This window comes from Desulfoscipio gibsoniae DSM 7213 (assembly GCF_000233715.2).
GTDB lineage: Bacteria > Bacillota > Desulfotomaculia > Desulfotomaculales > Desulfallaceae > Sporotomaculum > Sporotomaculum gibsoniae.
The window spans coordinates 1,013,174-1,038,231 of record NC_021184.1 but is presented as its reverse complement, the minus strand read 5'-3'; the positions used below and the strand labels follow the sequence as shown (position 1 = coordinate 1,038,231).

Genomic DNA, 25,058 nt, shown 5'->3' with positions numbered 1-25,058 from the left:
AGTCGTTTTACTCTATTGCGCCCGTTATAATGGAACGTGTACTCAGGGAGCAGTTATTTGGAATCCCGGCCTTATTTTACTTTCAGCGTCCGCAGGTACGCCTTTGTTTCGTCACCGATCCGATAGCTCTCAATCGCTTTCTGGATAGCTTTGTTGTGCGTCCACTTCTCCAAACGCTGTTCCTGAATGTACGGCAAAGCCGCTTCGTACTGCTTGGCCAATGCCGTTGCAAAATACCAGGCGATCATCATGTTTACATAATATTCTTCCAACCGTATACACGCCACAAGCTCAAGCATCTCCGGCCGGAAATCATCATCGAGATAGAAGCTCATCAGCATTCCGATCCCGAAGCGCAGCGTATAGGTCCGGTCGGATATCAGCCAAACTTTGATTTTTTCATACAGCTTGGGCAAATGTTTTTTAAATATCTTCGGTGAAATCAGGTCACAGGTCGCCCAGTTGCCTATATACGGCAGAAACTCGTCAACGGCGGCAACGGCGGCATCATAATCCTTGATCGTTTCAATCAGGAAGCCGTGCAGGTTATTTTCTTCATAATACGCGTGCGGCAGGATTTTGAGAAACTCCGAAGCCTCCGACGTTTTGGAAAACTCCCGGGCGAGTTTCCGCAGATCCGGCGTGCGGACGCCGATCACGGTTTCCGGATTCACCGTCGGCATGAGTTTGCACGCAAACTCTTTGTATTTCAGATCCCGCAGCTCGAATAGCCGGCGCCGTATCTCTTCTTCTGTACTGCTCATATCGTTTTACCTTTCATCAGTTTACTCTATCCTCTGTATCATATTGGCATGCCATCTGTTCAAAAATATCATTTGTTTCCATAAAATTTCTCCTAGTAGTTTGTCATTTAATAGCTAATGTTCGCATTTTATATGGTGAAAGCTTATTAACTATACAGAAAATTCCTGTTTATCTTCATGTTTTATAAACAATAGTAAATTCACAAATGGTTGTTTAGATTCCCATTATTAGCCTAATATGAATAATGGGTAGCAACATTATTGAAATAGCTTTTTTAAAATACGTGATAATTAACGAAAGAATGTTATGCTTTATTTACCTTAAGCTAAGACACATCTTGTTTTTTGTTGCCTCCAATATCGGGTAGTGTATTAATATTAAACATAAAATTACCTGGATTATTCACAAGACTAATAACCGTATCTCTTATCATGCCATTTTCTGAAACTATATCAATACCTCTTCCGATTTGAATTGATATTTGATTGGTTACAATAAACCTATCGTGGACAAATTTACTATCAAGATCACCCTTAAAAAAGAGATTGATTTTTGTTGAAAATTTTTTCTCAAGGTAACAAATAAAAGCTACGATATTCTCCCTTGTTTCATCAATGTGAAGTATATTAACTGATAAGCAAAGTGTAGTATATATATCTATTAATAGTTCTTTTTTTAATGATGATTCAACAATGGATTTAATAATTAACTCTAAGCCTCTCCTGTAATTTTCACTCAGCTCACCTGGATGGTTATCTATATGATATCCTAAGACTCTATCAATAATTTTTATCGATTTAGCATATTTAAAAATTGGATACAAATATTCTCTTGAAAATTGCTCCACTGAATACTTATTCGCTTCAATAATAACTGAATTGGATCTACGTCTTTTAATTAAAAATCCGGACACAGAATATTCATCAATATTAACAATATTACGGGAGTATTTATCGAAACAATTGACGCAAGAAGAACCACACAATATCAAATCAATATCATCAGAAATAATTGACAAGATATTATCGCATAGTTCTGTTTTGCAATCCATTTCGCTATTTATATTATTAATTTTATCAATATATATAATTCTGTTCTTTTTTTTCATTTTTTTAAAAAATTCTTGTATTCTTTTTCTATGTTTTTGCGGCCATAGCAATGTATACTCCGTGATGGTATTAATTATTTTTCTTTCATTATCGCAAATTAGCAACATGTTTTCCAAACATTCATTTATAATCATTAATAATATAGAATAATTATTTTCTTCTAATTTATATATTAATGGATGATGAATGGTAGTAAATATCATTTCTTCGAAAATACCTCCTCAAAATCCTCTTCAAAAAAACCATCAGGCCATTCATCCAAAAAATCTCCTTCACTATCCATTCTTAAATGCGTGCAAAATGCACCATCAGAAGTTTGTTTAATATAAAGAACGGATACATCACTTGGATCCAGATCACCTTTTTCAACCAATTTCTGAATTCATAACATTAAATGCTCACTATGTGTTTCAATAATAAATTTATTATTATTATTCTTTACACAATCCTCAAGAAATGAGCCAAATGTGGCTTGTAATTTTGGATGTATGTGTATTTCTGGCTGTTCAATTATAATAACTGATGAATTTGATAGTAAACCTTGAACAATTATCGGCAATATTTGACTAATGCCAAAACCAACATCCAATGGACTTACACTAATGCCTGTGTTTCTATCGATTAGCCTAAGTGAAAATACATCTTCTACATCTGGGTCATCGATTCTTTTTACTAAAAGATTATAATGTATGTTAAATTTATCAAACCATTCATTGGCTTTCTGGGTTAGGTCTTTATTCGTAAACAATAAATCGGCCATATTTTTTCCACTCTTTCCAACATTGGATGGCATGTTACCTGAGTATATATAATGTCTTTCAGGATATTCTCTTAAAGGGCCAAGATATATCGTTTTATTAAAAAAATTTCTTGCCAAAGAAGAAAAATGCATTGGTATTCTAGATAGAGTCGGATAGTATTCTCTGAGCAAACCCAATGAAATGGAATAATCATTTATCTTGCTATTTCCCAAATGTGTGCCAACTGGTAAGAAACAATCACAACTCAGATAATCGGTGTAATTTATATTAAAAAAATCCTCACAAAAATAGTTATAGTCATATGATGATAGTCGCATAATGTAATTTGTCAAATCGTGACCATGCATTGATTCCTTATATTCAATTAAATCATCAAACAAAACGTTATCTTGATTTTTTATTGTATAATTCTCGACGCCACTCTTTTCTTTTAATATCTTTATTAAGTTGCTTTTTCTATTCATAAATTGATCATAAATATCGTTTATCACAGGATTATCTTCATATATTTTTATTGGCTTAAGATATAAGTTGCCATACTTTCCTCTTACTCTAAATATCCGCTGCTTAATATTTCTTGTTTCGTTAATTGATGTTTTGCCATATGTTATTAAAGGTATTTTATTAATGGAATAAGTTAAACTTGATAAATCAATTTTATTTTTTTCAGTCAAACAGAACTTAATTTCACAGCCAACCTCATCCATTTTATTCTTATTAAAACCTCTATAATCAATATAGTCACGCTGAGATAGACTGAAATTCATGCTAAAGGTTATATTTTTTTCAGTCTCGTGTCCATAGATCATCTCCTTGTAACTGCCAAGGTTGACAATTTTGCCTTTCGGTACTAGTACAGCATCTCCGCTCTCGGACTCTTCAAGAGTTTGCTTAAGCAATAACAACGACTGAAGCAATGAACTTTTGCCCGCGCTATTGGCACCAAATATTAAAGTTATTGGCGCCAATTTAAATATCTGTTTCTTTGAGAACGCTTTAAATCCCTCAATAGTTAATCCTTTTAGCATTTTTTTCTCCTTATCTTTAAAATTAATACCTATCTCACGGATACAAACTTCCAATTATAGACATTAGCTAAATATATTGATGATAAAAACCAGAAACGTTTACTTAATCAAACTCCTTTGGACAAAAATGGTAGGTTTTTTCATATCTATTTAATCAAAATCAGCCATCCCTTACCCTACCGGGATGTTGGGCAATGCTCATTTATCTATTCATTTTGCGGATAGCAATTTAATAAAATTCATTTTTCGCCGTTATAAGACAAAATGCCAGCATTCACGAGGATGCCGGCACTAGTTGCTACTACGGTTATTCGCCAATTGGTCCTAATTTCCTTTAACAAAGCAAAAAATACAACTTTTATTGTTTTTTAACTCAACTTTCGCACAGCCGGTATTTTATTACAACAGTTCTGTTGTATAATAATGTTTCCCGAAAATAAGCATTAGTTGTCTAAGTAAGGTTGAAGTTAGTATTTTATGCGTTATAATAATGCCATGAAATACCATAAAAATAAAGGATGTGCAAAATGGCGAAGAATAATATGAACGGCAAAAAAGAAGAACCAATTGAAAAACAGCTATGGAAAGCCGCAGATAAACTCAGAAAAAATATTGATGCAGCCGAATATAAACATATTATATTAGGCTTGATATTTTTAAAATACATATCTAATGCTTTTGAAGAGTTATACCAGAAATTAGAAAAAGGTGAAGGGGAATATGCCGGTGCCGACCCTGAAGACAAAGACGAGTATAAAGCAGAAAATGTCTTTTTTGTTCCGGAAAAGGCCCGCTGGTCTTATCTGCAATCCAGGGCGAAACTACCGGAAATCGGTAAAGACGTGGATGATGCAATGGATGCCATTGAAAAAGAAAACCCATCCCTCAAGGACGTTTTGCCGAAAGTTTATGCAAGAGGCAACCTTGACCCCACAAATCTAGGCGGATTGATTGACTTGGTCGGAAATATTGCTCTTGGTGAGGCAAAAGCCAGAAGTGCCGATATTCTCGGTCATGTTTTTGAGTATTTCCTTGGCGAGTTTGCCTTGGCGGAAGGGAAAAAGGGCGGGCAATTCTACACCCCGAGAAGCGTTGTTGAGTTACTGGTAGAAATGTTGGAGCCGTACAAAGGCAGAGTGTTTGACCCTTGCTGCGGTTCGGGCGGCATGTTTGTTCAGTCGGAAAAATTTGTAAAAGACCGTCAGGGAAGAGTAAACGATATCTCCATTTTCGGACAGGAGAGCAACCAAACGACCTGGCGTTTAGCAAAAATGAACCTCGCCATCCGGGGGATTGACAGTTCACAAGTAAAATGGAACAGCGAAGGTTCTTTTTTGAATGATAGTCATAAAGATTTAAAAGCCGACTATGTCATTGCCAACCCACCTTTTAATGACAGCGACTGGGGTGGTGATTTACTTAGAAAAGACGGTAGATGGAAATATGGCACACCACCCACCGGTAACGCAAACTATGCCTGGATACAGCACTTCATCTATCATCTTAGCCCCAGTGGACAAGCCGGTTTTGTTTTGGCAAAAGGAGCTTTGACTTCTAAAAGTTCCGGTGAAGGCGATATTAGAAAAGAGCTTGTTGAAGCTCGATTGATTGATTGCATTATAAATCTGCCGGCAAAACTTTTTTTAAATACCCAAATTCCTGCCAGCTTGTGGTTTCTGAGCAGGAACAAAGAAAACGGTAAATTTCGTAATAGAAGAGATGAAATTTTATTTATTGATGCCCGAAATATGGGACATCTGATAAATAGAAGAACACGGGAACTTTCGAAAGAAGATATCCAAAAAATAGCAGAAACTTATCATAACTGGCGTAATCCTGACGGTAATTATGAAGATATAAAAGGTTTTTGTAATTCTGCATCCATTGAAAGGGTAAGAGAACTGGATTATGTGCTCACGCCGGGCAGATATGTCGGTTTACCTGAAGATGAAGATGATTTTAATTTTAACGAACGATTTACAAAGCTAAAAAAAGAGTTTGAAGAACAGCTTAAAGAAGAAGAAAAGCTGAATGCACTAATTATTGAAAATCTAGCCAAGGTGGTGATTAACAATGGCAAAGATTAATGTGCTGGGAACGGAAATTACCTATTATCAATACGAGGAAAACGATTTTATTTCGCTGACAGATATGGTCAAGAATATTGAAAACGGATTGGCGCTTATTGAGAAATGGTTAAGAAATAAAAACACCATTGAGTTCCTTGGTATTTGGGAAGAAATATACAACCCGAATTTTAATTCCCCCGAATTCGAGGGAATTAAAAATCAAGCCGGGTTAAACAGATTCGTTTTGTCCGTAAAGCAATGGGTAGAAAAAACAAACTCAAAGGGTATTATTGCTAAAGCTGGAAGATACGGCGGAACTTATGCACATAAAGACATTGCTTTTGAGTTTGCTTCCTGGATATCCCCCCAGTTCAAACTGTATCTCATAAAGGAGTTTCAGCGACTCAAAGATGAAGAAAGAAAACAGCTCGGTTGGGATATCAGAAGAAACCTGACCAAAATAAACTACCGTATTCACACCGACGCCATTAAGGAAAACCTCATACCGGCAAAGCTAAGTAAATCACAGATTAGCAATATCTACGCATCTGAGGCGGACATTTTAAATATGGCTCTTTTTGGAATGACGGCTGCCCAGTGGCGGGATAAAAACCCCGATAAGAAAGGGAATATCAGAGATTATGCTGATGTTTCACAGTTGGTCTGCCTTGCCAATCTTGAAAACCTTAATGCGCTTTTTATCACCGAAGGACTGCCACAAGAAACTCGGCTTGATAGACTGAATAAAATTGCCATACAGCAAATGCGGATTTTAACCGATAGTTCAAGAATTAAAAGGCTGGAGGGCAATAACAATGAGTGAGTGGAAAGTAGATATACTAGATAATATAGCAATAGTTAATCCTACTGAAAGCCTTATAATAGGAGAAAAAGCAAAAAAAATACCAATGGAAGTTCTTCAACCATTTACGAAAAAAATACCTAGTTTTTCAATTATGAGATATAGGGGAGGTATGAAATTTAAGAATGGGGACACTTTAATTGCCCGTATTACTCCCTGTCTAGAAAATGGTAAAACAGCTTATGTTGACATACTCAACAATGATGAAGTTGCATTTGGTTCTACAGAATTTATTGTTTTAAGAGAGAAACGGAATGTAAGTGATAAACATTATTTATATTATTTTGCAATATCGCCTGAATTCAGGGACATTGCAATACTATCTATGACAGGAAGTTCGGGTAGACAAAGAGTTCAAATTGATGTTGTAAAGAATCATTCTTTCGCATTCCCTCCGCTTCTCGAACAAAAAGCCATAGCCTCTGTTCTGAGTAGTCTTGACGATAAAATAGACCTGCTCCACCGCCAGAATAAAACCCTCGAAGCAATTGCAGAAACGCTTTTCAGACAGTGGTTTGTGGAAGAAGTTGAAGAGAATTGGGAGGAGAAAGCACTGGGGGAATTATGCACAATTACCTCCAGTAAGAGAATTTTCTATTCGGAATATACAGAATCAGGCATCCCTTTTTACAGAAGTAAAGAAATAATAGAACTTCATAACACAGGAAGTACTAGAAGTGATCTTTATATATCTCAAAATAGATTCAATGGAATAAAAGAAAATTTCGGTGCTCCCATTGCAGGGGACATTTTACTTACTTCAGTTGGTACTTTAGGTATTCCATATAGAGTAAAGAAAAATGATACGTTCTATTTTAAAGATGGAAACTTAACTTGGTTTAAAAACTTTAATAATATTCCAAGCATTATAATTTATTGCTGGCTAAAGTCAAGTATTGGAAAGGAAAGATTAGAAGGAATAAAGATTGGTAGTACTCAATCAGCATTAACAATAAGCGGATTAAAAGAAATAAAAATGGTCATTCCGCCAGTTGAGAAAATAAAATCATTAAAAGACAATTTAGTTTTTATATATACTAAAATAGATGCAAACCAATCCCAAATCCGCACCCTTAAAAAACTGCGGGATACTTTGCTGCCTAAACTAATGAGCGGTGAAGTAAGAATTGAATATGAAGACAAACGAGGCTTAGATTGATGGAGAAGTTAAAAAAAGTAATCGAGCGATACGGAAGGTGGTCAGCATTAACAGAGTATACTAATAGAATTGAAACCCATATCTCATCTGATTTTAGCCAATCATTGGAGAATGCAAAAGCTCTATTAGAAACTATTTCTAAAGAAATTTGCTGTTCAAAAGAGATAGAGATTGAGGCAACTGCAAGTATTAATAATGTATTAAAAAAAGCATTTACAGCTATTGGCTATACAAGCACTGACATGGTAACCCAAATTTCCTCTGCTTTAGCAACTATCGGTCAGCAGATGGGTATACTTAGAAATGAGATAGGAGCAACTTCACATGGTAAATCTTTGGAAGAATTAAAAGAACGTAATCATAAAGTTGATGAACTGACAAAAGAATTTTTTATTGATGCTACAGTGATTGTTGCTTGCTTTCTGATCAGAACTTTCGAAAATGAGAACCCAAGGCTTAAAAGAGAAACAGTTGAAAGTAAACTGGTGTATAGTAAAAATGAAGATTTTAACGAATTCTGGGATAACGCTTATGGTGAGTTTGTAATGGGTGAGTATTCATATACAGCAAGCGAAATTTTATTTCATGTAGATTACCCAGCCTATTTAACAGAACATAAGGCATTTAAAGAAGGTGAAGAAGGTGAAGAATAGAATAACTGAGAATGCAATAGAAGAATTTGCCATTGAGCTGTTGGAGAAAGCTGGCTACCAATACATCTACGCCCCGGATATCGCGCCCGACAGTGCTACCCCGGAGAGGCAATCCTTTGAAGAGGTACTGTTGCTGGATTGTCTACAAACAGCCGTTGGCAGAATAAACCCTAAAATGCCGGCAGATGTTCGGGAAGATGCCATAAAACAAATACAGCGTTTAAATTCACCTGAACTGATAACCAATAACGAAGCGTTTCACCGAATGCTTACCGAAGGGATCAAAGTAAGCTATCAGAAAGACGGAAATGAAAGAGGGGATTATGTCTGGCTGATTGATTATAAAAACCCAGACAATAACGATTTTATTGTTACCAATCAATTTACGGTAATCGAAAAAGGAGTAAATAAGCGCCCGGATATTATTCTTTTTGTAAACGGTTTGCCGTTGGTCGTGATCGAACTGAAAAATCCCGCGGATGAAAATGCAACAGTAAAATCGGCATACAAACAATTACAAACCTACATACAAGCCATCCCGAACCTCTTCACCTTCAATGCCATCATGGTTATTTCCGATGGTCTGGAAGCAAAAGCAGGTTCACTTTCTGCCGGTTTAAGCCGCTTTATGACATGGAAATCATCTGACGGAAAAATTGAAGCATCTCATCTTATCGGGCAACTGGAAACTCTACTTAAAGGCATGCTTAATAAGGAAACATTGTTAGACCTGATCCGGCATTTTATCGTATTTGAAAAATCCAAAAAAGAAGATAAGAAAACCGGCATCATCACCATCCAAACGGTCAAGAAATTAGCGGCCTATCATCAATATTACGCAGTAAACAGAGCGGTAGAATCCACATTGAGAGCCGCAGGATATTCTTTCATATCTGGAAAGCATAGTTTAAGTATTGTAATGGAATCACCTGAGAGTTATGGTGTCGCCGGGGTAAAGCAACAACCGGTCGGAGACCGTAAAGGCGGCGTGGTCTGGCATACGCAGGGAAGCGGAAAATCATTATCGATGGTATTTTATACCGGAAAAATTGTACTCGCCATGAATAACCCAACCGTAGTAATTATAACAGACCGAAACGATTTGGACGATCAGTTGTTTGATACCTTTGCGTCTTCAAAACAACTTCTCAGACAAGACCCCGTGCAGGCAGAAGACAGAGAACACCTGAAAGAACTTCTAAAAGTTGCCTCGGGCGGCGTGGTTTTTACAACCATTCAAAAGTTTCAACCAGATGAAGGCAATGTTTTTGAGCAGCTTTCAGTCAGGGAAAATATCATTGTCATAGCAGATGAAGCGCATAGGACACAATATGGTTTTAAGGCGAAAACAATTGATGATAGGGATGAACAAGGAACTGTAATCGGTAAAAAAATTGTCTACGGTTTCGCAAAATATATGCGTGATGCCCTGCCCAATGCCACCTATCTTGGTTTTACGGGAACGCCGATTGAGAGCACAGATATAAATACCCCGGCTGTATTTGGTAATTACATTGATGTCTACGATATAATGCAGGCCGTTGATGATGGAGCAACCGTAAGGATTTATTACGAAAGCAGATTGGCTAAAATCAATCTCAGTGAAGAAGGTAAAAAGCTGGTTGCTGATTTGGACGAAGAATTGGATAAGGATGGTTTGACAGAAACTCAAAAAGCTAAGGCGAAATGGACGCAACTGGAAGCTTTGATCGGAAGTGCCGATCGCGTAAAACAGGTTGCCCGGGATATTATTAATCATTTTGAACAAAGACAGGAAGTATTTGAAGGCAAGGCAATGATTGTGTCCATGTCCAGAAGGATTGCCGCCGACTTGTATGATGAAATAATTAAAATCAAACCACAGTGGCACAGTGCTGATTTAAAAAAAGGTGTCATTAAAGTGGTTATGACTTCTAATTCTTCCGATGGGCCGGAAATTTCAAAACATCACACGACGAAAGAACAGAGAAGAGCACTGGCTGACAGGATGAAGGACCCGGAAGATGATTTGAAACTGGTCATTGTCCGGGATATGTGGCTTACCGGTTTTGATGTTCCTTCAATGCATACCCTGTACATCGATAAGCCTATGAAAGGCCATAACCTGATGCAGGCCATTGCCAGGGTTAACAGGGTATATAAGGACAAGCCCGGTGGTTTGGTGGTGGATTATCTTGGCATTGCATCAGACCTGAAAAAAGCTCTGGCTTTCTATTCTAACAGTGGAGGAAAAGGCGACCCTGCAATTAGCCAGGAAAAAGCAGTGCAATTTATGTTGGAAAAAATAGAAGTTGTTGCGCAGATGTACCATGGGTTTGCTTATGAGAATTATTTTGATGCGGATACATCAACAAAATTATCGATTATCCTGGCAGCAGAGGAGCATATTCTGGGCCTCGTAAACGGTAAAAAAAGATATATTGATGAGGTAACGGCCTTATCCAAAGCTTTTGCCATTGCTATTCCACATGAACAGGCAATGGATGTGAAAGATGAAGTTTCTTTTTTTCAAGCTGTTAAGTCCAGATTGGCAAAGTTCGACAGCACCGGCGCAGGTAAAACAAACGAAGAAATGGAAACCGCCATCAGGCAGGTTATTGATAAAGCCCTGATAACCGAGCAAGTGATCGATGTTTTTGATGCGGCGGGTATTAAAAAACCGGATATTTCCATACTTTCAGAAGAATTTCTTTTGGAAGTTAAAAATATGGAGCATAAAAATGTTGCTCTTGAAGTCCTTAAGAAATTACTCAATGATGAGATAAAATCAAGAACTAAAAAGAACCTGATTCAGAGCAAAGCTTTGATGGAAATGTTGGAGAATTCAATTAAAAAATATCACAACAAGATCTTAACAGCGGCAGAAGTTATCGAAGAATTGATTGCACTTGGTAAAGATATTCAAAAAATGGATAAAGAGCCTCAAGAAATGGGTTTGTCGGAATATGAATATGCTTTTTATACAGCCATTGCCAACAATGAAAGCGCCAGGGAATTAATGCAAAAAGATAAATTGAGGGAACTGGCTGTTGTATTATTTGAAAAAGTGAAAGAAAATGCATCAATAGACTGGACAATAAAAGAAAGCGTAAAAGCAAAATTAAAAGTAATCGTAAAGCGCACTTTAAGGAAATATGGTTATCCGCCGGATATGCAGAAACTTGCAACAGAAACAGTATTGAAACAGGCTGAACTGATTGCAGAGGAATTAACTCATAAATAGGTGTGGAATTGACAGGAAATATTCAACATATTAATTGGAGGTGGGCCATGAAACCTGTAAAATTAAACGACATTGTAGAATATTTGGATTGCCTTATGGATGGCTGGAAAAGGTACTATAACAAGAAAACCGGCCAAATTACAGAGATACAAGTTGAGTATTTAGCTATTGCCGAGGAATCGGGTGAAGAAGATGATTTTAGCGAAAATAGTGACTGGGAGCAGGAAGCAATCAAAGAAGCCATTGACATTATAGATAATTGGGATGATTATATTGAGCTGCCGGACAAATATGAGATCCACGAATATAGCATAATGGAAAAGTTTTGTTATTCAATAGAAAATGAAAGGCTAAGTAACAAGCTCTGTAACGCTATTTCCGGCAGGGGTGCGTTTCGGCGGTTCAAAGACGCAATAATACGGTATGACCTGGAGGATAGCTGGTATGCTTATAAGCATAAGTCATTAAGCCAAATAGCGCGGGATTGGTGTGAAGTTAATAATATACCGTTATTGAAGGAATAAAACTGAGGAGATAATTACCTCTACTTTGGTCGACGGGACCATTCGGAGTATGGTTAATGCGTTGGGAGACCCGTATTCGGTTTACCTGGATGCGGAAACGTTTAAGCAACTGATGGATGAACAGATTCATGGCTCTTTCGGTGGATTGGGCTTAGTGGTAAGGGTTAAGGAGGCTTACTTATCGTAATGCAAGTTTATGAGATACGCCGGCTCAAATGAACGGCGTACAAGCCAGTGTGACTTGCCCGGAGATGAGCAACTTGATCAGGCTGTGCAGTTGATGAAGGAGATAATTAATTTTTAGACAGGTTTTTTACAGTAAAGGAATTTTACTAACTGAAGCAGAGCACGGTGAATACATGAGCGAGTGCAAATAACTTGCTAAATAAAGTGCCGGGCGAACATAAAAATCCCGCAATTCCTTGCGGGATAATGCTTTAATTATTGTGTTTTCTTGGTACAAGGTGACAAGGAGACGGGGCTATTAAATCTTGAACCTAACAAAAAAGGTGGTTCCTGTGGGACTGGTTTCTACTTTAATTATTGCGTTATGCCGGGCGGCAATGCTATAACATACCGCCAGCCCCAAGCCCGTCCCATTATCTTTTGTAGTGAAGAAAGGGGTTCCTATTTTCTCAATTACATCAGGCTCGATACCCATACCCTGATCCTGCACCGATAAAACCACTTCGCCACCATCCGTAAATGTTTTTATTTTCAGAGTTCCACCGGGGGGCATTGCTTCCAGCCCGTTGCGAACAAGGTTTAAGACAAGTTGACGGATTTCCTTTTCGTTCATCAGAAAGTCAGGGGTCTCTCCCAGCTCTACAACAACATATTTATCAATGTTCATGCTGTCGGCCTGCATTAACGGTAACAGTGTTTTTAGTACAGCATTTATATTTTGATCTTTTTTATCCAGCGCCTTGTGATTAGCCAGGGAGAGGAATTCTGTAATTATAAAATTGGCTCTGTCCAGTTCTTCGATCATAAGATTAAAAAATTTCTTATATTCAATACATTTCTCTTTTCCCCCAAGAATTTGCAGGAAACCACGCACCGTGGTCATGGGGTTCCTTATTTCATGGCCAATTCCGGCAGCTATTTGACCTACAAGGTTAAGACGTTCAAGGCGGGCTATTTCTTTTTCAAACTGTTTTTTTTCAGTTATATCCTGTGCCACGCCTAAAATACATTTTTCGCCATTAATGTTATTTATAATTTTTGAAACAATCACCTCACGGATATCCCCTGACTTGGTTCTCAGCCGCAGCTCTTTGTTGTAGACCGCCCCTTGTTCTTGAAGTAAACGCAATAAGCCGGTTTCTTTATTTACATCTATCCAGACATTTAAATCAACTGCTGTGCGGCCTATAACCTCTTCACGAGAGTAACCCGTATAATGTAAAAAAGTATCGTTCACATTTATGTATCGATAATCTGAGAATCTAATTATTGACATCATAATTGGGCTTGAATTAAAAGCTTTAGAAAAAAATTCCTCGGATAATCGAAGGGCCTCTTCTGCTTGCTTACGCTCTGCAATTTCTTGCTTTAGCTGTTCATTAGCCGATTTCAGTTCGCTTGTTCTCTCTTTAACCAAAGACTCAAGGTGATTTTGATGTTTTCTTAACTCATTCTCGATGACCTCCAGTTCTATAAGACGCTGCTGAAGCTCGGGATAATAGCTTTTCCGGATAGAATGCTCCCCAAGTCCAATTAATTTTTCGCGCAATGTTTTCCAGCAATCAGGAGAATTATAGCGCTTCTTCATATAAAACCTCGATATCCCTCTGTTTTGGCCGGCGCGGGTTGGTTGCCATACAAGGATCCTTCATCGCTTTGCTGGCAAGAACAGGAATATCACTCCGTTGCACGCCGAGTTGACCAAGAGTCCTATCAAAACCCAGGGCTTTTTGCAGATAGTATATAGTCTCAAGGATGGCTGACTTTTTCTCTTCAAAGAACATCCCACGCAGGTTAAGCCCCATCGTTTCGCCTATTAACTGGTATCGTTCAGCGGCAGCGTCGAAATTATAAGCTATAACATGTCTCAATAAAACGGCACAGCATTCCCCATGAGCAAGATCTAAAAGGCCCCCCAGGCTATGGGCCATTGCATGAACTGCACCCAGTATAGCATTGGAAAACGCCAGTCCGGCATGTAAACTGCCCAGCATCATCTTGCCGCGCAGATCAAGGTTATCTGGTTCTTTTATTGTCGAAAGCAAGTTTGCGTTAATCAAGCGGATTGCTTCTAAAGCATGCAGATCTGTAACTGGTGAATGGGCATTTGAAACAAAAGCTTCGATAGCATGGGTAAGCGCATCGAAACCGGTACTGGCTGTCAAAAACGATGACATTGTAACATTTGTTTGGGGGTCAATTAAAGCAATATCGGGGACAAGTGTTTTACTGACAATAGCTATTTTAACCATTTGCTGCATGTCTGTGATAATTGCAAACTGAGAAAGATCTGCCGAACTGCCTGAGGTCGTCGGAATACAGATTAAAGGCGGACAAGGAACCGGTACCTGATCAACGCCCTCAAACTCGACAATGTGTCTTTTGTTGGAACTTACAATGCCTATGCCCTTGGCACAGTCCATGGGACTGCCGCCACCTACCGCTACGATGACATTACACCGGTCGCTTTGGTAGATTTCAGCCCCGGCCATAACTTCTTGGTCACGCGGATTGGGGGTGACCTCCGAAAAGACAGTATACGGAATACCGACGTCTTCTATACTGTCTGTAACTCGTTCCGCCCATCCCGCGGCGATTATCCCGGGATCAGTTACGACCAATACCTTGCGCGCGCCAAAATTCTTCGCATAACGGCCCGCCAGGTGTTGCGCCCCTATCCCAAAGATGAATTCGGGCGCGACAAACTTGCGTAATTCCAGTTCATTTGGCATATTCAATCGCTTATTTTGCCTCCTTGCCCAAGCATGTGTTTGAAATCTTATTAAATAATTTTGACAATTGCAAACCAATCGCCTTCCGAAACTCTGTCAGGTCTTGTCGAGTGCAAAAATTTTTAGGTATATATTCAATGAACAACTTAGGCTCTATTCAAAGCTTCCTTCAAAGGCAGTCCCAAAAGCTCTGCCGGAGTTAGGTAGCAAAGAAAATCTGCACCACAGGCACCGGCGAAGGCACCTCCGATGGCACCGGTAATGTTGTCGTAGCCCGGGGCAACATCCGTCGCCAATGTGCCCAGGATAAAGTAAGGTGTGTTGTTGCACAGTCTTTTTTGCAGTTTCATAGTAGCTTCCACATGGTTAAGAGGCACATGCCCCAGGCCTTCTACCATAACCTGAACACCGGCGGCCTGAGCGCGTTTGGCCAGATCGCCCTGCACCAACAGCCCCTGTATTTGAGCACCCCTTGTCTCCCCTTGCCTTCTGGCAGTAAATTCCATGGAACATATCATTTCTTTAAATCGTCTATTTTTATTAAATTGGGAAATAACCGGTTAAATTCACTATTTTTAAACCATAAAGAACTAATAGGCGATTCACTAAAATAATAAGAGTCCAACCGGCATGGTTTTATAATAATTATTAAAGGAGCTGATAGTATGTTAACTGCTATAGTTATGGTGCTGCTGGGTGCGTTTGGCGTCCCACTGCTTACGAGAAAATTAATGAATCCCGAAAATTTAACTGATAATTAACCAGGCAACTGGTGACTGAATTTTAATAAAACCCAACGGCTTATAGTAAAAGTTTATTTAAAATTGGGGCTTTGCATAGTTTAATCATACCGGCAACTTAAATGTTCAGTACATCAGGATTAGACAGGTAGGATATTAACAAATAAAATTAAAAAATCCTAGCAGAACGAAGTGGAACAACTAATATAATATTTCGTCTACATTAATTAAAGGTGCCTATTTTATCTAATTAAAGGATGGGTCGGATGAAAAAGAAAATTTTAACTTTTTTTATACTATTTATGTTTTCTACAGTTTTTGTTGCATCTGCCTATGCTCTTTCTCCAATAAAAATTGTGTTTGACGGAGATGTATTAGAATCTGACGTGGCACCGGTTATTGAAAAAGGGAGAGTAATGGTACCCATCAGGGTTATTTCAGAAAAACTAGGCGCAAATGTAACCTGGGATACTGAAAGCAACACCGTCCAGATTCTTACCGATAAAACACAGGTGCCAGATAATACACAGGTATCAGACTCCCGGGTAGCTGGTCTGGAAAAAGCGCTTGCGGCTAAAGAAGCTGTGTCCGCTGCAGGGACATGGGCCGAAGGGATCAAAACAAGAAACGGAGCTTTACAGTATGCTGTTATGGAACCAGAGCTGAAGAGAAAGTGGCGTGAGAAGTTTGCTGAGAATGACTGGACCACCGGGACATCAAGCCCGTGGGTGGAAAAATATGAGATCAATGAAAAAAGTAAAATTGATAATGATACCATTAAGTTTGAAGTGGTCTTCACCTATACGGATTCTACGAAAAACACATTTTTGATGAAAGAATACGTAACCGTGAAAAAACAGGATAACAATTGGTACGTCACATCCCTGGAAAAAGTTGATGTCATCGGGAAAGTCACCAAACTGGTTTTCAATGAAAATAAGGAGATAACCGGCATATTTGTGGAAGGCGAAAACAATAAAGGTACCTCTTATGATAAAGCAACCGTCATGATTACCAATACCACTAAAGTTTATAAAGGTGATACTGATGAACTTCTGCCAGTGGATCGTTTAAAAGAAGGTATTACCGTGGAAGCCTTCTTTGGCGGACCTGTGCTAATGATCTACCCCGTGCAGGGTGGAGCAGAATTTATCAGGGTTTTTGAATAGCACCGCAAAAATGAGAGCTAACTTTTATAAAGGCAGCTCTCTTTTCTTATCTTCCAATTGCAATAATCCTGTTGGAAATAGCCTGGGTCATCGGGTAAGAGCTAAAAAAGAATATGCAGCACTCTCTTTGCATAAATTTTATTATTCGAAAAACATAGTAATACATGTGTGAATCACCTATGAATCCATATCTAATACATCCTATAAATTTTTACTGAATTATTTGAATTATTAAAATAATAGGAGCCAAGGAAGCATGAGATATGGTAATATGGTTTATAGTAGGTTTTGTATCAGGTTATCTTTTAAAGGAGGGGTGCTGGAGCTAGTATTAACCAAGATGGTGTTAGTTATGAGTTTAAGAACTTGCCTCAAATTAAATACTAGGACAAAGTGATTGACCGGCTAAAATCAAAACGGGATGTCTGCCTCCGTAAAGCAAAGTTCGTTGAAACCTACGAAGGCAGAGGCTATTGGCAGCCCAGTAGGCGTTTGCTAAGAATTAATAAGGCCTTGGACAAGGCATGTAACGCCGCCCGGCGAGAACAGATTAAGCAAGGATTATATGCAATCGCTAACCAACTGGCTAGAGACTATGACTTAGTTCTTATGGGTGATTATACTCCATCCCTAGAAACGGCTAAGTATGATAATATGCACCGATCAATGTTAAACCAGACGGTTATTGCTAAGGCTAGGAAAATTATTGCCTGGGTAATGGAGAAGTCCGGCAAGCATTTCACGGAAGTGGCGGAGGAAGGAACAACTAAAACCTGCTCTTTCTGCGGCCATGAAGAAAAGAAAGACCTAACGGTACGGGTCTTTACCTGCCCTAACTGTCATACGACACTTAGCAGGGACTTAAATAGTGCTATTAATATAGCCAAAAAAGAAAATTTATTGCCGCGCCTCGGCTATGTGGAAGACTTAAGTCGTACCACGTACACTGTGGCCTGGGATTACACTAGGTGTAACCTGTTGGCGCAGATGAATTAAACGGAAACCGTGATAGGTTTCCGCCTAGATTTCGCTAGTTTTAAGTAAATTTAGGAAGGCGGTAAATGATAGAAATAATGAAAAATACTAAAGTAATATCCTTGGACTTTGAGGGAACATTAGTTAGTTTTCAATGGAATATAACTGAAGCAATCAATGAGACCATAACTATTCTTTCGGAAAAAGGGATTCCTAAAGAAAAGTTTAGCAACATGAATTATGCAGCCATTTATAATCTAGTCCAAATAAAAGGTAAAGAATGGGAGTTCCCTGATAATTACCTTGGGTCATTGCTCGATAATCTTTATGACCGTTATGACCTTGATGCAGCTTCCCGGTGGAGTCCGGTTCAAGGACTTCTCGATACATTGAGCCGATTAAAGGACTACAGAATAGCATTAGTGTCCAATATAGGTAAAAAGGTTTTAGAGCAAGTACTACCGTCATTCAACCTGCAAAACAGTTTTGGGTTGGTTGTGACAAGAAACGACGTCAGATTATTAAAACCCGCCAATGAAGGTCTACTCAAAGTTATAGACTGGGCCGGGGTTAAGAAAGAAAATATCATCCATATAGGAGACAGTCTCTCCGATCTGGAGGCAGCAAGAGATGCGGGAATAAAAATTGGCCTTGTCCTGGGAGGTGAGAATCAGAGGGAAACGCTAATACAAAAAAGGCCGGATATTGTTTTGAATCAATTAACTGAACTACCCGCAGCATTAAAATCAATTAATTTCTAAAGCAGAAAGAAGTCGGATAAGTTTTTTATTGAATATATTTGCCCTCAAACTGTTAGCGTGCTGGGATTATAATTATTTAATCATGGCATATGAATATAAACAATGTTGCCAATGACGGTGAGAGAAGTCCCCACCGTCATTGGCATTTTTATATCATCGAATGTATAAACATGAATGTTCATAATCCTATTGCACAGGAAAATTAAAATACTTTTCGGGATAGGGTTCGTTGATTAGAGTATAATGCCACCATTCTTTGTAGTATGCTCTAAAACCGTTCTCCTCCATGACATGCCTCAGCAGCCTGCGGTTTTCCCGCTGTTCATCAGTAATCAACGTGGTATCATGATGGGAAATTGGATCCAATAAATCAAAAGCGCTCCCCATATCAAGTTCTTTTTTGGTGTCCAACATTATAATGGTTAAGTCAACCGTACTACCCCGTGAGTGTCCTGACCTTTTGGCGATGTAACCCTGTGCAAACAGGTTGCTTTTTTCTATGTTGGGGTAAAACTCTTCCTTCATCTCAGTATCATCGGCGTTTTGAGCCCACCTCACAAAGTGATCTACTGCTTGTGTGGGGCGGTATGCATCGTATATTTTTAAGCCTAACCCTTGTTCTTTTAAGTCTTCCTGCACCTTTTTCAGTGCTTCCGCTGCCGGTGCCGTTATAATTGCCCTGGGAGCCAGGAACCCGTCGATTTGCCTGCCTACAAAATTATGTTCACCATAATATCTGATATCGTATACCGCATCCGGTATAACTTCATCTAAGTACACGAACCCCTGGGGAAGGCTCCTATCAGGCTCTGAAGTATTTTCAGCACTGTGCGTACTTACAGCAATATTACTGCCGGCACTTTTTGTGTTGATAGTATTATTACATCCTATTACCGCAAAGAGCAGGATCAGTAATGCTATGCTAACTGCGTAAAACTTATTGATTGATTTCAATATTATCACCCTTATACTATCTTACTCACATATGTTGTCAGAAAGATATTATATTCCTTACAATTTTATCTGGCCATTCGGTTCATTTTAGTGGTATTTTATCATAAGGAACATATAAAATGGGTGATACTGATGTCAGATCGTTATGGAAGTTTTCGTGAATTACAAACGTACGAAAAAGAAGACCGGGATTATCGAATAAAGGTCAGAAACGGCAAGTATCCTGTTCTAATTATGGCACCGCATGGTGGGAAAATAGAGCCTTACACTGCTGATATTGCCGAGTGGATTGCCGAAGATGATTTTGACCTTTATATTTTTGAGGGGATTAAAACCAACAATAGCCGGGACCTGCATATCACCAGCCACCATTTTGACGAACCGTTGGCCTTAGCGGCTGCCGCCCGGGCGGATATAGTTTTAACCATTCACGGACTTCGTAATGGAACTGAAGAATTTATCATGGTGGGCGGATTAGATGTAGAACTGGGTAATAGGCTAATAGTGGCATTTATAGAAGCGGGCTTTACCATTAGGGAGAGTACAGCCCAGTATAGAGGCCGGCGACAGACCAATATTTGCAACCGCGGCCGCAGGGGTAAAGGAATTCAATTAGAGATTACTTTTGCCCTGAGAAAAAGGTTATTTAAAGATATTAACCTAAAACAGCATTTTATCAGAACTGTGCGTTCCTTTATATTAGATGTCGCACAAAATTCATCTTTTTGCAAGGATAGGTTAGACATTATTTATGATCGAAATGAACCAGAACCGGATAGGTAAAGAATCTGTTGAGCATTGGCTTAGATTATCAAATGCCGAGCAGATCAATGGCGAAAAAAGAATTACGTTGCCACAGCCACGGGACTTAATCTTATAAGCGAGACCCAATGGTAACTTTAGTAGCCAAACCGGTCACCGGATGGGCGGAATTGGCCGGCACAGTAATCAGGGTGGCACGCGGTTACATAATAACGCGCTGGTGTACTTGGAGATAAATGTTTACAGAATGCCTGACAGGTGATATACTGTATACAAAGTTTTTTACTTTTATTGGGAGGTAAATGACCATGATAAGCGCAGCACAACACAATTTCATGGGTATTACAACAACCCTCATGTGCATGGGTATGCGTATGAATGGGCTTTTTGTGTTGCCAAAATTTAAAAGATCATTACTCCCAATACGGTGTGGATAGCGTGTTATAACAGATTTAAGAATACCGGACCACCCTTAGTGGGTGGTCTTATTTTTTTCAAAGGAGGGGTTATAATGACACTTGAGTTACCAATTTTTGTACAATGCGAGGGGCAATGGTTGGCATTGTCCGGCAGCGGAGAAGTGGTGTCCTTGGGATGCACGTCTTTTGAGGATATATTAATCGAGTCTCTAACCAAATAAAGGCGTCCTTGTATTGCTACCGCCATTAACTTGGTCCCATTTCACTGTTTCTTGCACTTGGGTCGGTTTTGGACTTAGCTGAACCACTCCCAAAATCGACCCAAGATCGACAATCTTCTTTTGCCCACGAATTTCACATAATGATAACTTAACATTAAAGCATTTTTATCCGGTTGCAAAACTGGCGGGTTCATCTATGTCACTATACGGTAGCTTTTTTTACAAGCTAATGATGGCTGTTAACATATGTTAATTGATTAAATAAATAATCTCCGCACTTGCTCTAATTTCTACTAATCCGGGATTAATTGGTGTAGACGTGGCACTATCTGCGCCAGCTCCAGCAGCTAATCTTTTCTCAAAAATAATAGGTGATGGCGCATCATCATACCAGTTGCCACTGGCGGACTTAATACCAACAATTTTTTTGTCTATTGCTGCTGCAATAACCTCAGCTTTTGCCCTGGCGTCCTCTATTGCCTGGGTTAGTGCCTTAGCTTTTTGCTCCATACCACCTTCAACATAAAAACTGATATTTTGTACCTGATTAATTCCACTCTTTACAGCCAGGTCTATAACTTTACCTATCAGAGCTGTATCCCGCACCGTAACTGTTATCTCGTTACACACCTCATAACCACTAATTTGGGGGGATTTCCTTTCCTCGTAAATATACTTGGGGTTAAGGTAATATCCGGCAGTGTAAATGTCAGTGGCAGGTATGCCACTATTTTGTAATGAATTTATAACTTTATTGACTATCTCAGAATTTTTAGCTTGAGCTATTCCTGCCTCATCTGCTTCGGTAATTACCGAAAAATTTATGTCAGCCACATTGGGGGCCAACTTGATAACCCCACTCCCGCTTACTGAAATCACGTTGGTTAGCTCAGTTTCCGCACTGGCAAAACAAGTGGTACTAAAAAAGATTAAAGACAAAGCGGACAGCAATACAATGAATAGAAATTTAGATTTCAAAATATAAAACCTCCTCAATTAGACTCCACCGAGCTAAATCGGCATGTGAGAATCAGATTCTTTCCAGCTGGATTGTTTAATATGACGTTTATAAAATATATATTGTTCCAATAGACAGATAATCAAGGCAATTTTATTTGGAGCATTACTTTTGTTAATTAGCAAGTAATCTTTCTGATAAGTTAGGGCGAAAAAAATTAATCATTCCAGGTGGTGTTATTACCGTCCTGGGACTGATTATGTTTGTTTACAGCAATATAGTCAATTAAAAAACGTTCATTTTATGATTGTCCGGAAAAACTTCTTTTGCGTTATAACAAAACCAAATAGGCTGAGTAACATTAAAAAGGGCAGAGCAGAAAAAGTATATTCATTTATTCTTGAAACATCCTTAAACTTTTCCATTTGTTTCCTAACGGGTTCTATTAGCGAGTTATCAAAGGATGCTTGGCGGTCTTCTAGTTCACCCCCAATATCCTCTTCCGAAGGCTTCCAGTGGCATTCACTATCTCCTACCTTAACTAAGTTAAGTACCTTGACAACATAATCTTCAGCAGACAAGCAAAAATTTATCTCCTTAGTTATTTTATCTTGTCCCGAACTAAAATACACTTCATAAATAGTGTTATCTTGTTCTTCTGTAGATTCTTTTAAAGAATCTTGATCAGTATCCGGTTCCGGCTCTTTACTCGTTGTTTTTTGGCAACAATCCGGACAATTAAATACCTTAGCTGCTATGTGCGGCTTACCGGCCCTCACTTTATATCCTAAAAGATCGTGATAACCCGAAAGCCTTGGTATAGAAATTAGGTATTCTCCCTCCTGGTCAGAAAAGGTATAAGCCAAAGGTTTTTCAATTCCATCGGTAAAACAAGCCAATAACAGTACAATGGCGCCGTCGATATCCAAACCTTTACTGTCCTTCACTTTACCGTGAAAGTATATACGATCACCAATTTCCGGGTACACCAAACCTTGGATTTCATCAGCCCGCCCGGTTATGTTTTTTTCCATAACAATCCGCTCCCCGGGTGTGAATTACACAATATACCTTTATATAAAGAAAATTCTTTAACAATCTACCGGCAAGCTAATCTCATATCCCCTTTAACGGGGGTCAGGTCTAGCAAGATTTTTAGTCGGTGCCGGAGGCAGGATTACCAGCACTTACTCTGACAATAATTGCAGTGGTACCGTCTGGTATAATCCCCCTATCAACATATAGTAAATAGTGACCGTCATTACCACTAAAAGAATGACTAAGGGGTAATTCTTTATTATCACTTAAACGGGCAAATACCTTGACTAGTGCTCCTGAAACAGGTTTCTTTTCGTTACCATCCGTAACTACGCCGTGAAAAACTATTTCGTTTACCTTCGTAATCTGTATGTTTCCTTCAAAATAGTCTTGCTGCTCAATTGATGTTGTAAACTCCACAAAACCCGGTACCCAGGCCATAAATAATACCTCCAATAAACTTTTTCATATAATATTTAAATATTCATGCCTCCAAAGTTGCGTTACAAAAAAATACTTTCCATTAAATAACTATAATATTTTTAAGAGATACGCATTATTTTCAAATCAAAAAAAAACTAAACACGCATAATATATATCACAGATGATACTGGAAAAATCAATAAACTTGCCCATTAGTTTCTTTCTGCAGTAAATTTTTTTATTAGCATGATCGGTTAAAAGGAGGGATCATTGTGGATGTTAGCCATCCCCTAGATACTATTACTATAGAAATAAATACCAAGGAAGATTTAGAAAAAATATCAAGTATGAAACTGGACTTGGTACTTAAACAAAAACAAAAGAAAAAGAAAAAAAACAAATTCAGCAGGGTATATAATAAGACTGAGCCTTTACTAATCTGCGAATTACCTGCTAAAGTTCACAAGGTCATACCAATTAAAGAAGCAACTGTTAAAGTTAATATGATTACCGTAACCTTAATCAAACAAAAAACTGTGTTATAAAAAGAAGCCAAGACAATATTTATCTTGGCTTCTTCAGCATGTTTAATTAAAATACTGGCTACTAATTTTTAGGCACCGCTGCCGTTGATTGCAACCTGTTGATTTTGCAGTATTTTAAGGGTAAGGTCAATAACCATTTTTTCCTGAATAGCTGTGAATTCAAATTCCTCAAAAGGATTTACGCCGAACGGGTCCTTGCGGTTGACTGCTTCATTAAACTCAGTAATGGTGGCGCTAATTAATTCACAGAACGGAAGCTCGTTAAAGAATTCGGTAGTCACCTGGTTAAGCTCGGTTAGGTCACCGGACATTAATTGGTCTTTGGCCGGGAATTTAGGGCCGAGATTTTGTTCTACCAAGTATTCGAATTGATCTACAGTATTAAAAGCCACATCGACCGGAGTGCCAACGTTGAAATCAACAGCTGTTACGCAACTCCAGGGTACATCGACTGAACAGTGGTTGATATTACCGCAAATACCTTCGCGATTTGAAAATTTACGAGTGGAGTATTCAATGTTCTTGCGGACGAATCCACTAATAAATAATTTATTTGTATTTTGCAAAAGCCGGCACTGGGTAACTTTTAAACGCTTTCCTACGCGTTTTATCTCGATGGCGGGCTCAGGTAGGTTTATTTTTGCATCTACGTTAACCTGTACAGTCAATTCGGCAAGAACAACCGGCACTTTAACTGTGGCTGTTGTTATCGTTACCGGGGCTTCGGGCGTATTTTCACACAATGGCTCCGTAGTAGCTTTAACATCCAAATCCTGTTTTTTTACTGCTTTTTCTGCTGCAACAGCATCAATTTCATACATATTTTTTTGCCTCCTTAAAAATTTTTTTACTTACGCTACCAATATATGTAATTGATACCATAATTGCTACAATTTAGGCCCTCAAAAGATAATTGTTTGAAGGCTACTAATCTTTTAAAGAGAAGTATGAAGAAAAATGTAGAAAAATGGGTAAGGTTTAATTTTTCCCGGATGTCCCTCACTTTAGTGAGGTAAGGAGGT

Annotated in this window: 24 protein-coding genes and 1 pseudogene; 13 read left to right on the top strand and 12 right to left on the bottom strand. The window is 38.6% G+C overall.

Annotated features, from left to right (window positions below; all coding sequences use genetic code 11):
* Positions 1–71: 71 nt before the first annotated feature.
* From DESGI_RS04790 to DESGI_RS22900, 4 genes are all read right to left on the bottom strand, one after another.
* Positions 72–764 carry a DNA alkylation repair protein gene (locus DESGI_RS04790; RefSeq protein ID WP_006521207.1) on the bottom strand — a complete coding sequence of 231 codons (693 nt, stop codon included), beginning with the start codon at positions 762–764 and terminating at the stop codon, positions 72–74.
* Between the two features lie 326 nt (positions 765–1,090).
* Positions 1,091–2,077: a hypothetical protein gene (locus DESGI_RS04785; RefSeq protein ID WP_006521206.1), complete on the bottom strand. Its 987-nt coding sequence runs from the start codon at positions 2,075–2,077 to the stop codon at positions 1,091–1,093.
* Positions 2,074–2,247 carry a DUF3696 domain-containing protein gene (locus DESGI_RS23615; RefSeq protein ID WP_157872725.1) on the bottom strand — a complete coding sequence of 58 codons (174 nt, stop codon included), beginning with the start codon at positions 2,245–2,247 and terminating at the stop codon, positions 2,074–2,076. The genes DESGI_RS04785 and DESGI_RS23615 overlap by 4 nt, the downstream gene beginning before the upstream one ends.
* Positions 2,248–2,256: 9 nt before the next feature.
* The gene (locus DESGI_RS22900) at positions 2,257–3,663 is read right to left on the bottom strand and encodes an AAA family ATPase (protein WP_006521205.1); all 1,407 of its coding nucleotides are present in this window, start codon (positions 3,661–3,663) and stop codon (positions 2,257–2,259) included.
* 527 nt (positions 3,664–4,190) lie between these two features.
* On the opposite strand from DESGI_RS22900, the gene DESGI_RS04775 reads away from it, so the two are divergent.
* Genes DESGI_RS04775 through DESGI_RS24355 form a run of 7 tightly spaced genes read left to right on the top strand, consistent with a single transcriptional unit; the run spans position 4,191 to position 12,340 of the window.
* Complete coding sequence (locus tag DESGI_RS04775) at positions 4,191–5,750, top strand: type I restriction-modification system subunit M (RefSeq protein WP_006521204.1); 1,560 nt, start codon at positions 4,191–4,193, stop codon at positions 5,748–5,750.
* On the top strand, positions 5,737–6,555 hold the full coding sequence (locus DESGI_RS04770) for a KilA-N domain-containing protein (protein ID WP_006521203.1): 819 nt from the start codon (positions 5,737–5,739) through the stop codon (positions 6,553–6,555). Before DESGI_RS04775 ends, DESGI_RS04770 begins: the two co-directional genes overlap by 14 nt.
* Entirely contained in the window at positions 6,548–7,753 is a 1,206-nt protein-coding gene (locus DESGI_RS23610) for a restriction endonuclease subunit S (protein ID WP_006521202.1), read from the top strand. The genes DESGI_RS04770 and DESGI_RS23610 overlap by 8 nt, the downstream gene beginning before the upstream one ends.
* A complete protein-coding gene (locus DESGI_RS04760; RefSeq protein ID WP_006521201.1) occupies positions 7,753–8,406 on the top strand; it encodes an abortive infection family protein in 654 nt (217 codons plus the stop codon). The genes DESGI_RS23610 and DESGI_RS04760 overlap by 1 nt, the downstream gene beginning before the upstream one ends.
* The gene (locus DESGI_RS04755) at positions 8,387–11,629 is read left to right on the top strand and encodes a type I restriction endonuclease subunit R (RefSeq protein ID WP_337833193.1); all 3,243 of its coding nucleotides are present in this window, start codon (positions 8,387–8,389) and stop codon (positions 11,627–11,629) included. The genes DESGI_RS04760 and DESGI_RS04755 overlap by 20 nt, the downstream gene beginning before the upstream one ends.
* Before the next feature lie 47 nt (positions 11,630–11,676).
* Positions 11,677–12,153, top strand: a complete 477-nt coding sequence (locus tag DESGI_RS04750) for a UPF0158 family protein (RefSeq protein ID WP_006521199.1) — start codon at positions 11,677–11,679, stop codon at positions 12,151–12,153.
* A gap of 25 nt (positions 12,154–12,178) precedes the next feature.
* Positions 12,179–12,340 carry a hypothetical protein gene (locus DESGI_RS24355; protein WP_006521198.1) on the top strand — a complete coding sequence of 54 codons (162 nt, stop codon included), beginning with the start codon at positions 12,179–12,181 and terminating at the stop codon, positions 12,338–12,340.
* Between the two features lie 297 nt (positions 12,341–12,637).
* Here the strand turns inward: DESGI_RS24355 and DESGI_RS04745 are convergent, their stop codons facing one another.
* The 3 genes and pseudogenes from DESGI_RS04745 to DESGI_RS04735 form a co-directional block, all read right to left on the bottom strand.
* Entirely contained in the window at positions 12,638–13,927 is a 1,290-nt protein-coding gene (locus tag DESGI_RS04745; RefSeq protein ID WP_006521197.1) for a two-component system sensor histidine kinase NtrB, read from the bottom strand.
* Positions 13,911–15,071 (bottom strand): alcohol dehydrogenase-like regulatory protein ErcA, encoded by a 1,161-nt coding sequence (gene ercA, locus DESGI_RS04740; RefSeq protein ID WP_041285212.1) that lies wholly within the window; start codon positions 15,069–15,071, stop codon positions 13,911–13,913. The genes DESGI_RS04745 and ercA overlap by 17 nt, the downstream gene beginning before the upstream one ends.
* A gap of 164 nt (positions 15,072–15,235) precedes the next feature.
* Positions 15,236–15,541 (bottom strand): annotated as a pseudogene (locus DESGI_RS04735) (phosphomethylpyrimidine synthase ThiC); the annotation flags it as partial.
* A gap of 536 nt (positions 15,542–16,077) precedes the next feature.
* Between DESGI_RS04735 and DESGI_RS22885 the strand changes: the two are divergent.
* From DESGI_RS22885 to DESGI_RS04715, 3 genes are all read left to right on the top strand, one after another.
* A complete protein-coding gene (locus tag DESGI_RS22885) occupies positions 16,078–16,980 on the top strand; it encodes a stalk domain-containing protein (RefSeq protein ID WP_006521193.1) in 903 nt (300 codons plus the stop codon).
* A gap of 492 nt (positions 16,981–17,472) precedes the next feature.
* Positions 17,473–17,976: a zinc ribbon domain-containing protein gene (locus DESGI_RS04720; RefSeq protein WP_245561150.1), complete on the top strand. Its 504-nt coding sequence runs from the start codon at positions 17,473–17,475 to the stop codon at positions 17,974–17,976.
* Between the two features lie 65 nt (positions 17,977–18,041).
* Entirely contained in the window at positions 18,042–18,716 is a 675-nt protein-coding gene (locus DESGI_RS04715) for an HAD family hydrolase (protein WP_006521190.1), read from the top strand.
* A gap of 186 nt (positions 18,717–18,902) precedes the next feature.
* Here the strand turns inward: DESGI_RS04715 and DESGI_RS04710 are convergent, their stop codons facing one another.
* Positions 18,903–19,679, bottom strand: a complete 777-nt coding sequence (locus DESGI_RS04710) for a M15 family metallopeptidase (protein ID WP_435050890.1) — start codon at positions 19,677–19,679, stop codon at positions 18,903–18,905.
* A gap of 123 nt (positions 19,680–19,802) precedes the next feature.
* Here DESGI_RS04710 and DESGI_RS04705 point away from each other — a divergent pair, with 123 nt between their 5' ends.
* Positions 19,803–20,453: a poly-gamma-glutamate hydrolase family protein gene (locus DESGI_RS04705; RefSeq protein ID WP_041284772.1), complete on the top strand. Its 651-nt coding sequence runs from the start codon at positions 19,803–19,805 to the stop codon at positions 20,451–20,453.
* A gap of 490 nt (positions 20,454–20,943) precedes the next feature.
* Entirely contained in the window at positions 20,944–21,072 is a 129-nt protein-coding gene (locus tag DESGI_RS26010; protein WP_006521187.1) for a hypothetical protein, read from the top strand.
* A 249-nt stretch (positions 21,073–21,321) separates the two neighbouring features.
* Here DESGI_RS26010 and DESGI_RS04700 read toward each other — a convergent pair whose 3' ends face one another.
* The 3 genes from DESGI_RS04700 to DESGI_RS04690 form a co-directional block, all read right to left on the bottom strand.
* Positions 21,322–22,050: an SIMPL domain-containing protein gene (locus DESGI_RS04700; RefSeq protein WP_006521186.1), complete on the bottom strand. Its 729-nt coding sequence runs from the start codon at positions 22,048–22,050 to the stop codon at positions 21,322–21,324.
* A gap of 276 nt (positions 22,051–22,326) precedes the next feature.
* Positions 22,327–23,064 carry a hypothetical protein gene (locus DESGI_RS04695; RefSeq protein ID WP_006521185.1) on the bottom strand — a complete coding sequence of 246 codons (738 nt, stop codon included), beginning with the start codon at positions 23,062–23,064 and terminating at the stop codon, positions 22,327–22,329.
* 121 nt (positions 23,065–23,185) lie between these two features.
* The gene (locus DESGI_RS04690) at positions 23,186–23,509 is read right to left on the bottom strand and encodes a hypothetical protein (RefSeq protein ID WP_006521184.1); all 324 of its coding nucleotides are present in this window, start codon (positions 23,507–23,509) and stop codon (positions 23,186–23,188) included.
* Between the two features lie 254 nt (positions 23,510–23,763).
* Between DESGI_RS04690 and DESGI_RS04685 the strand changes: the two genes are divergently transcribed.
* A complete protein-coding gene (locus DESGI_RS04685) occupies positions 23,764–24,036 on the top strand; it encodes a hypothetical protein (protein WP_006521183.1) in 273 nt (90 codons plus the stop codon).
* Between the two features lie 68 nt (positions 24,037–24,104).
* Here the strand turns inward: DESGI_RS04685 and DESGI_RS04680 are convergent, their stop codons facing one another.
* The gene (locus DESGI_RS04680) at positions 24,105–24,857 is read right to left on the bottom strand and encodes a CsxC family protein (RefSeq protein WP_006521182.1); all 753 of its coding nucleotides are present in this window, start codon (positions 24,855–24,857) and stop codon (positions 24,105–24,107) included.
* Positions 24,858–25,058 lie beyond the last annotated feature (201 nt).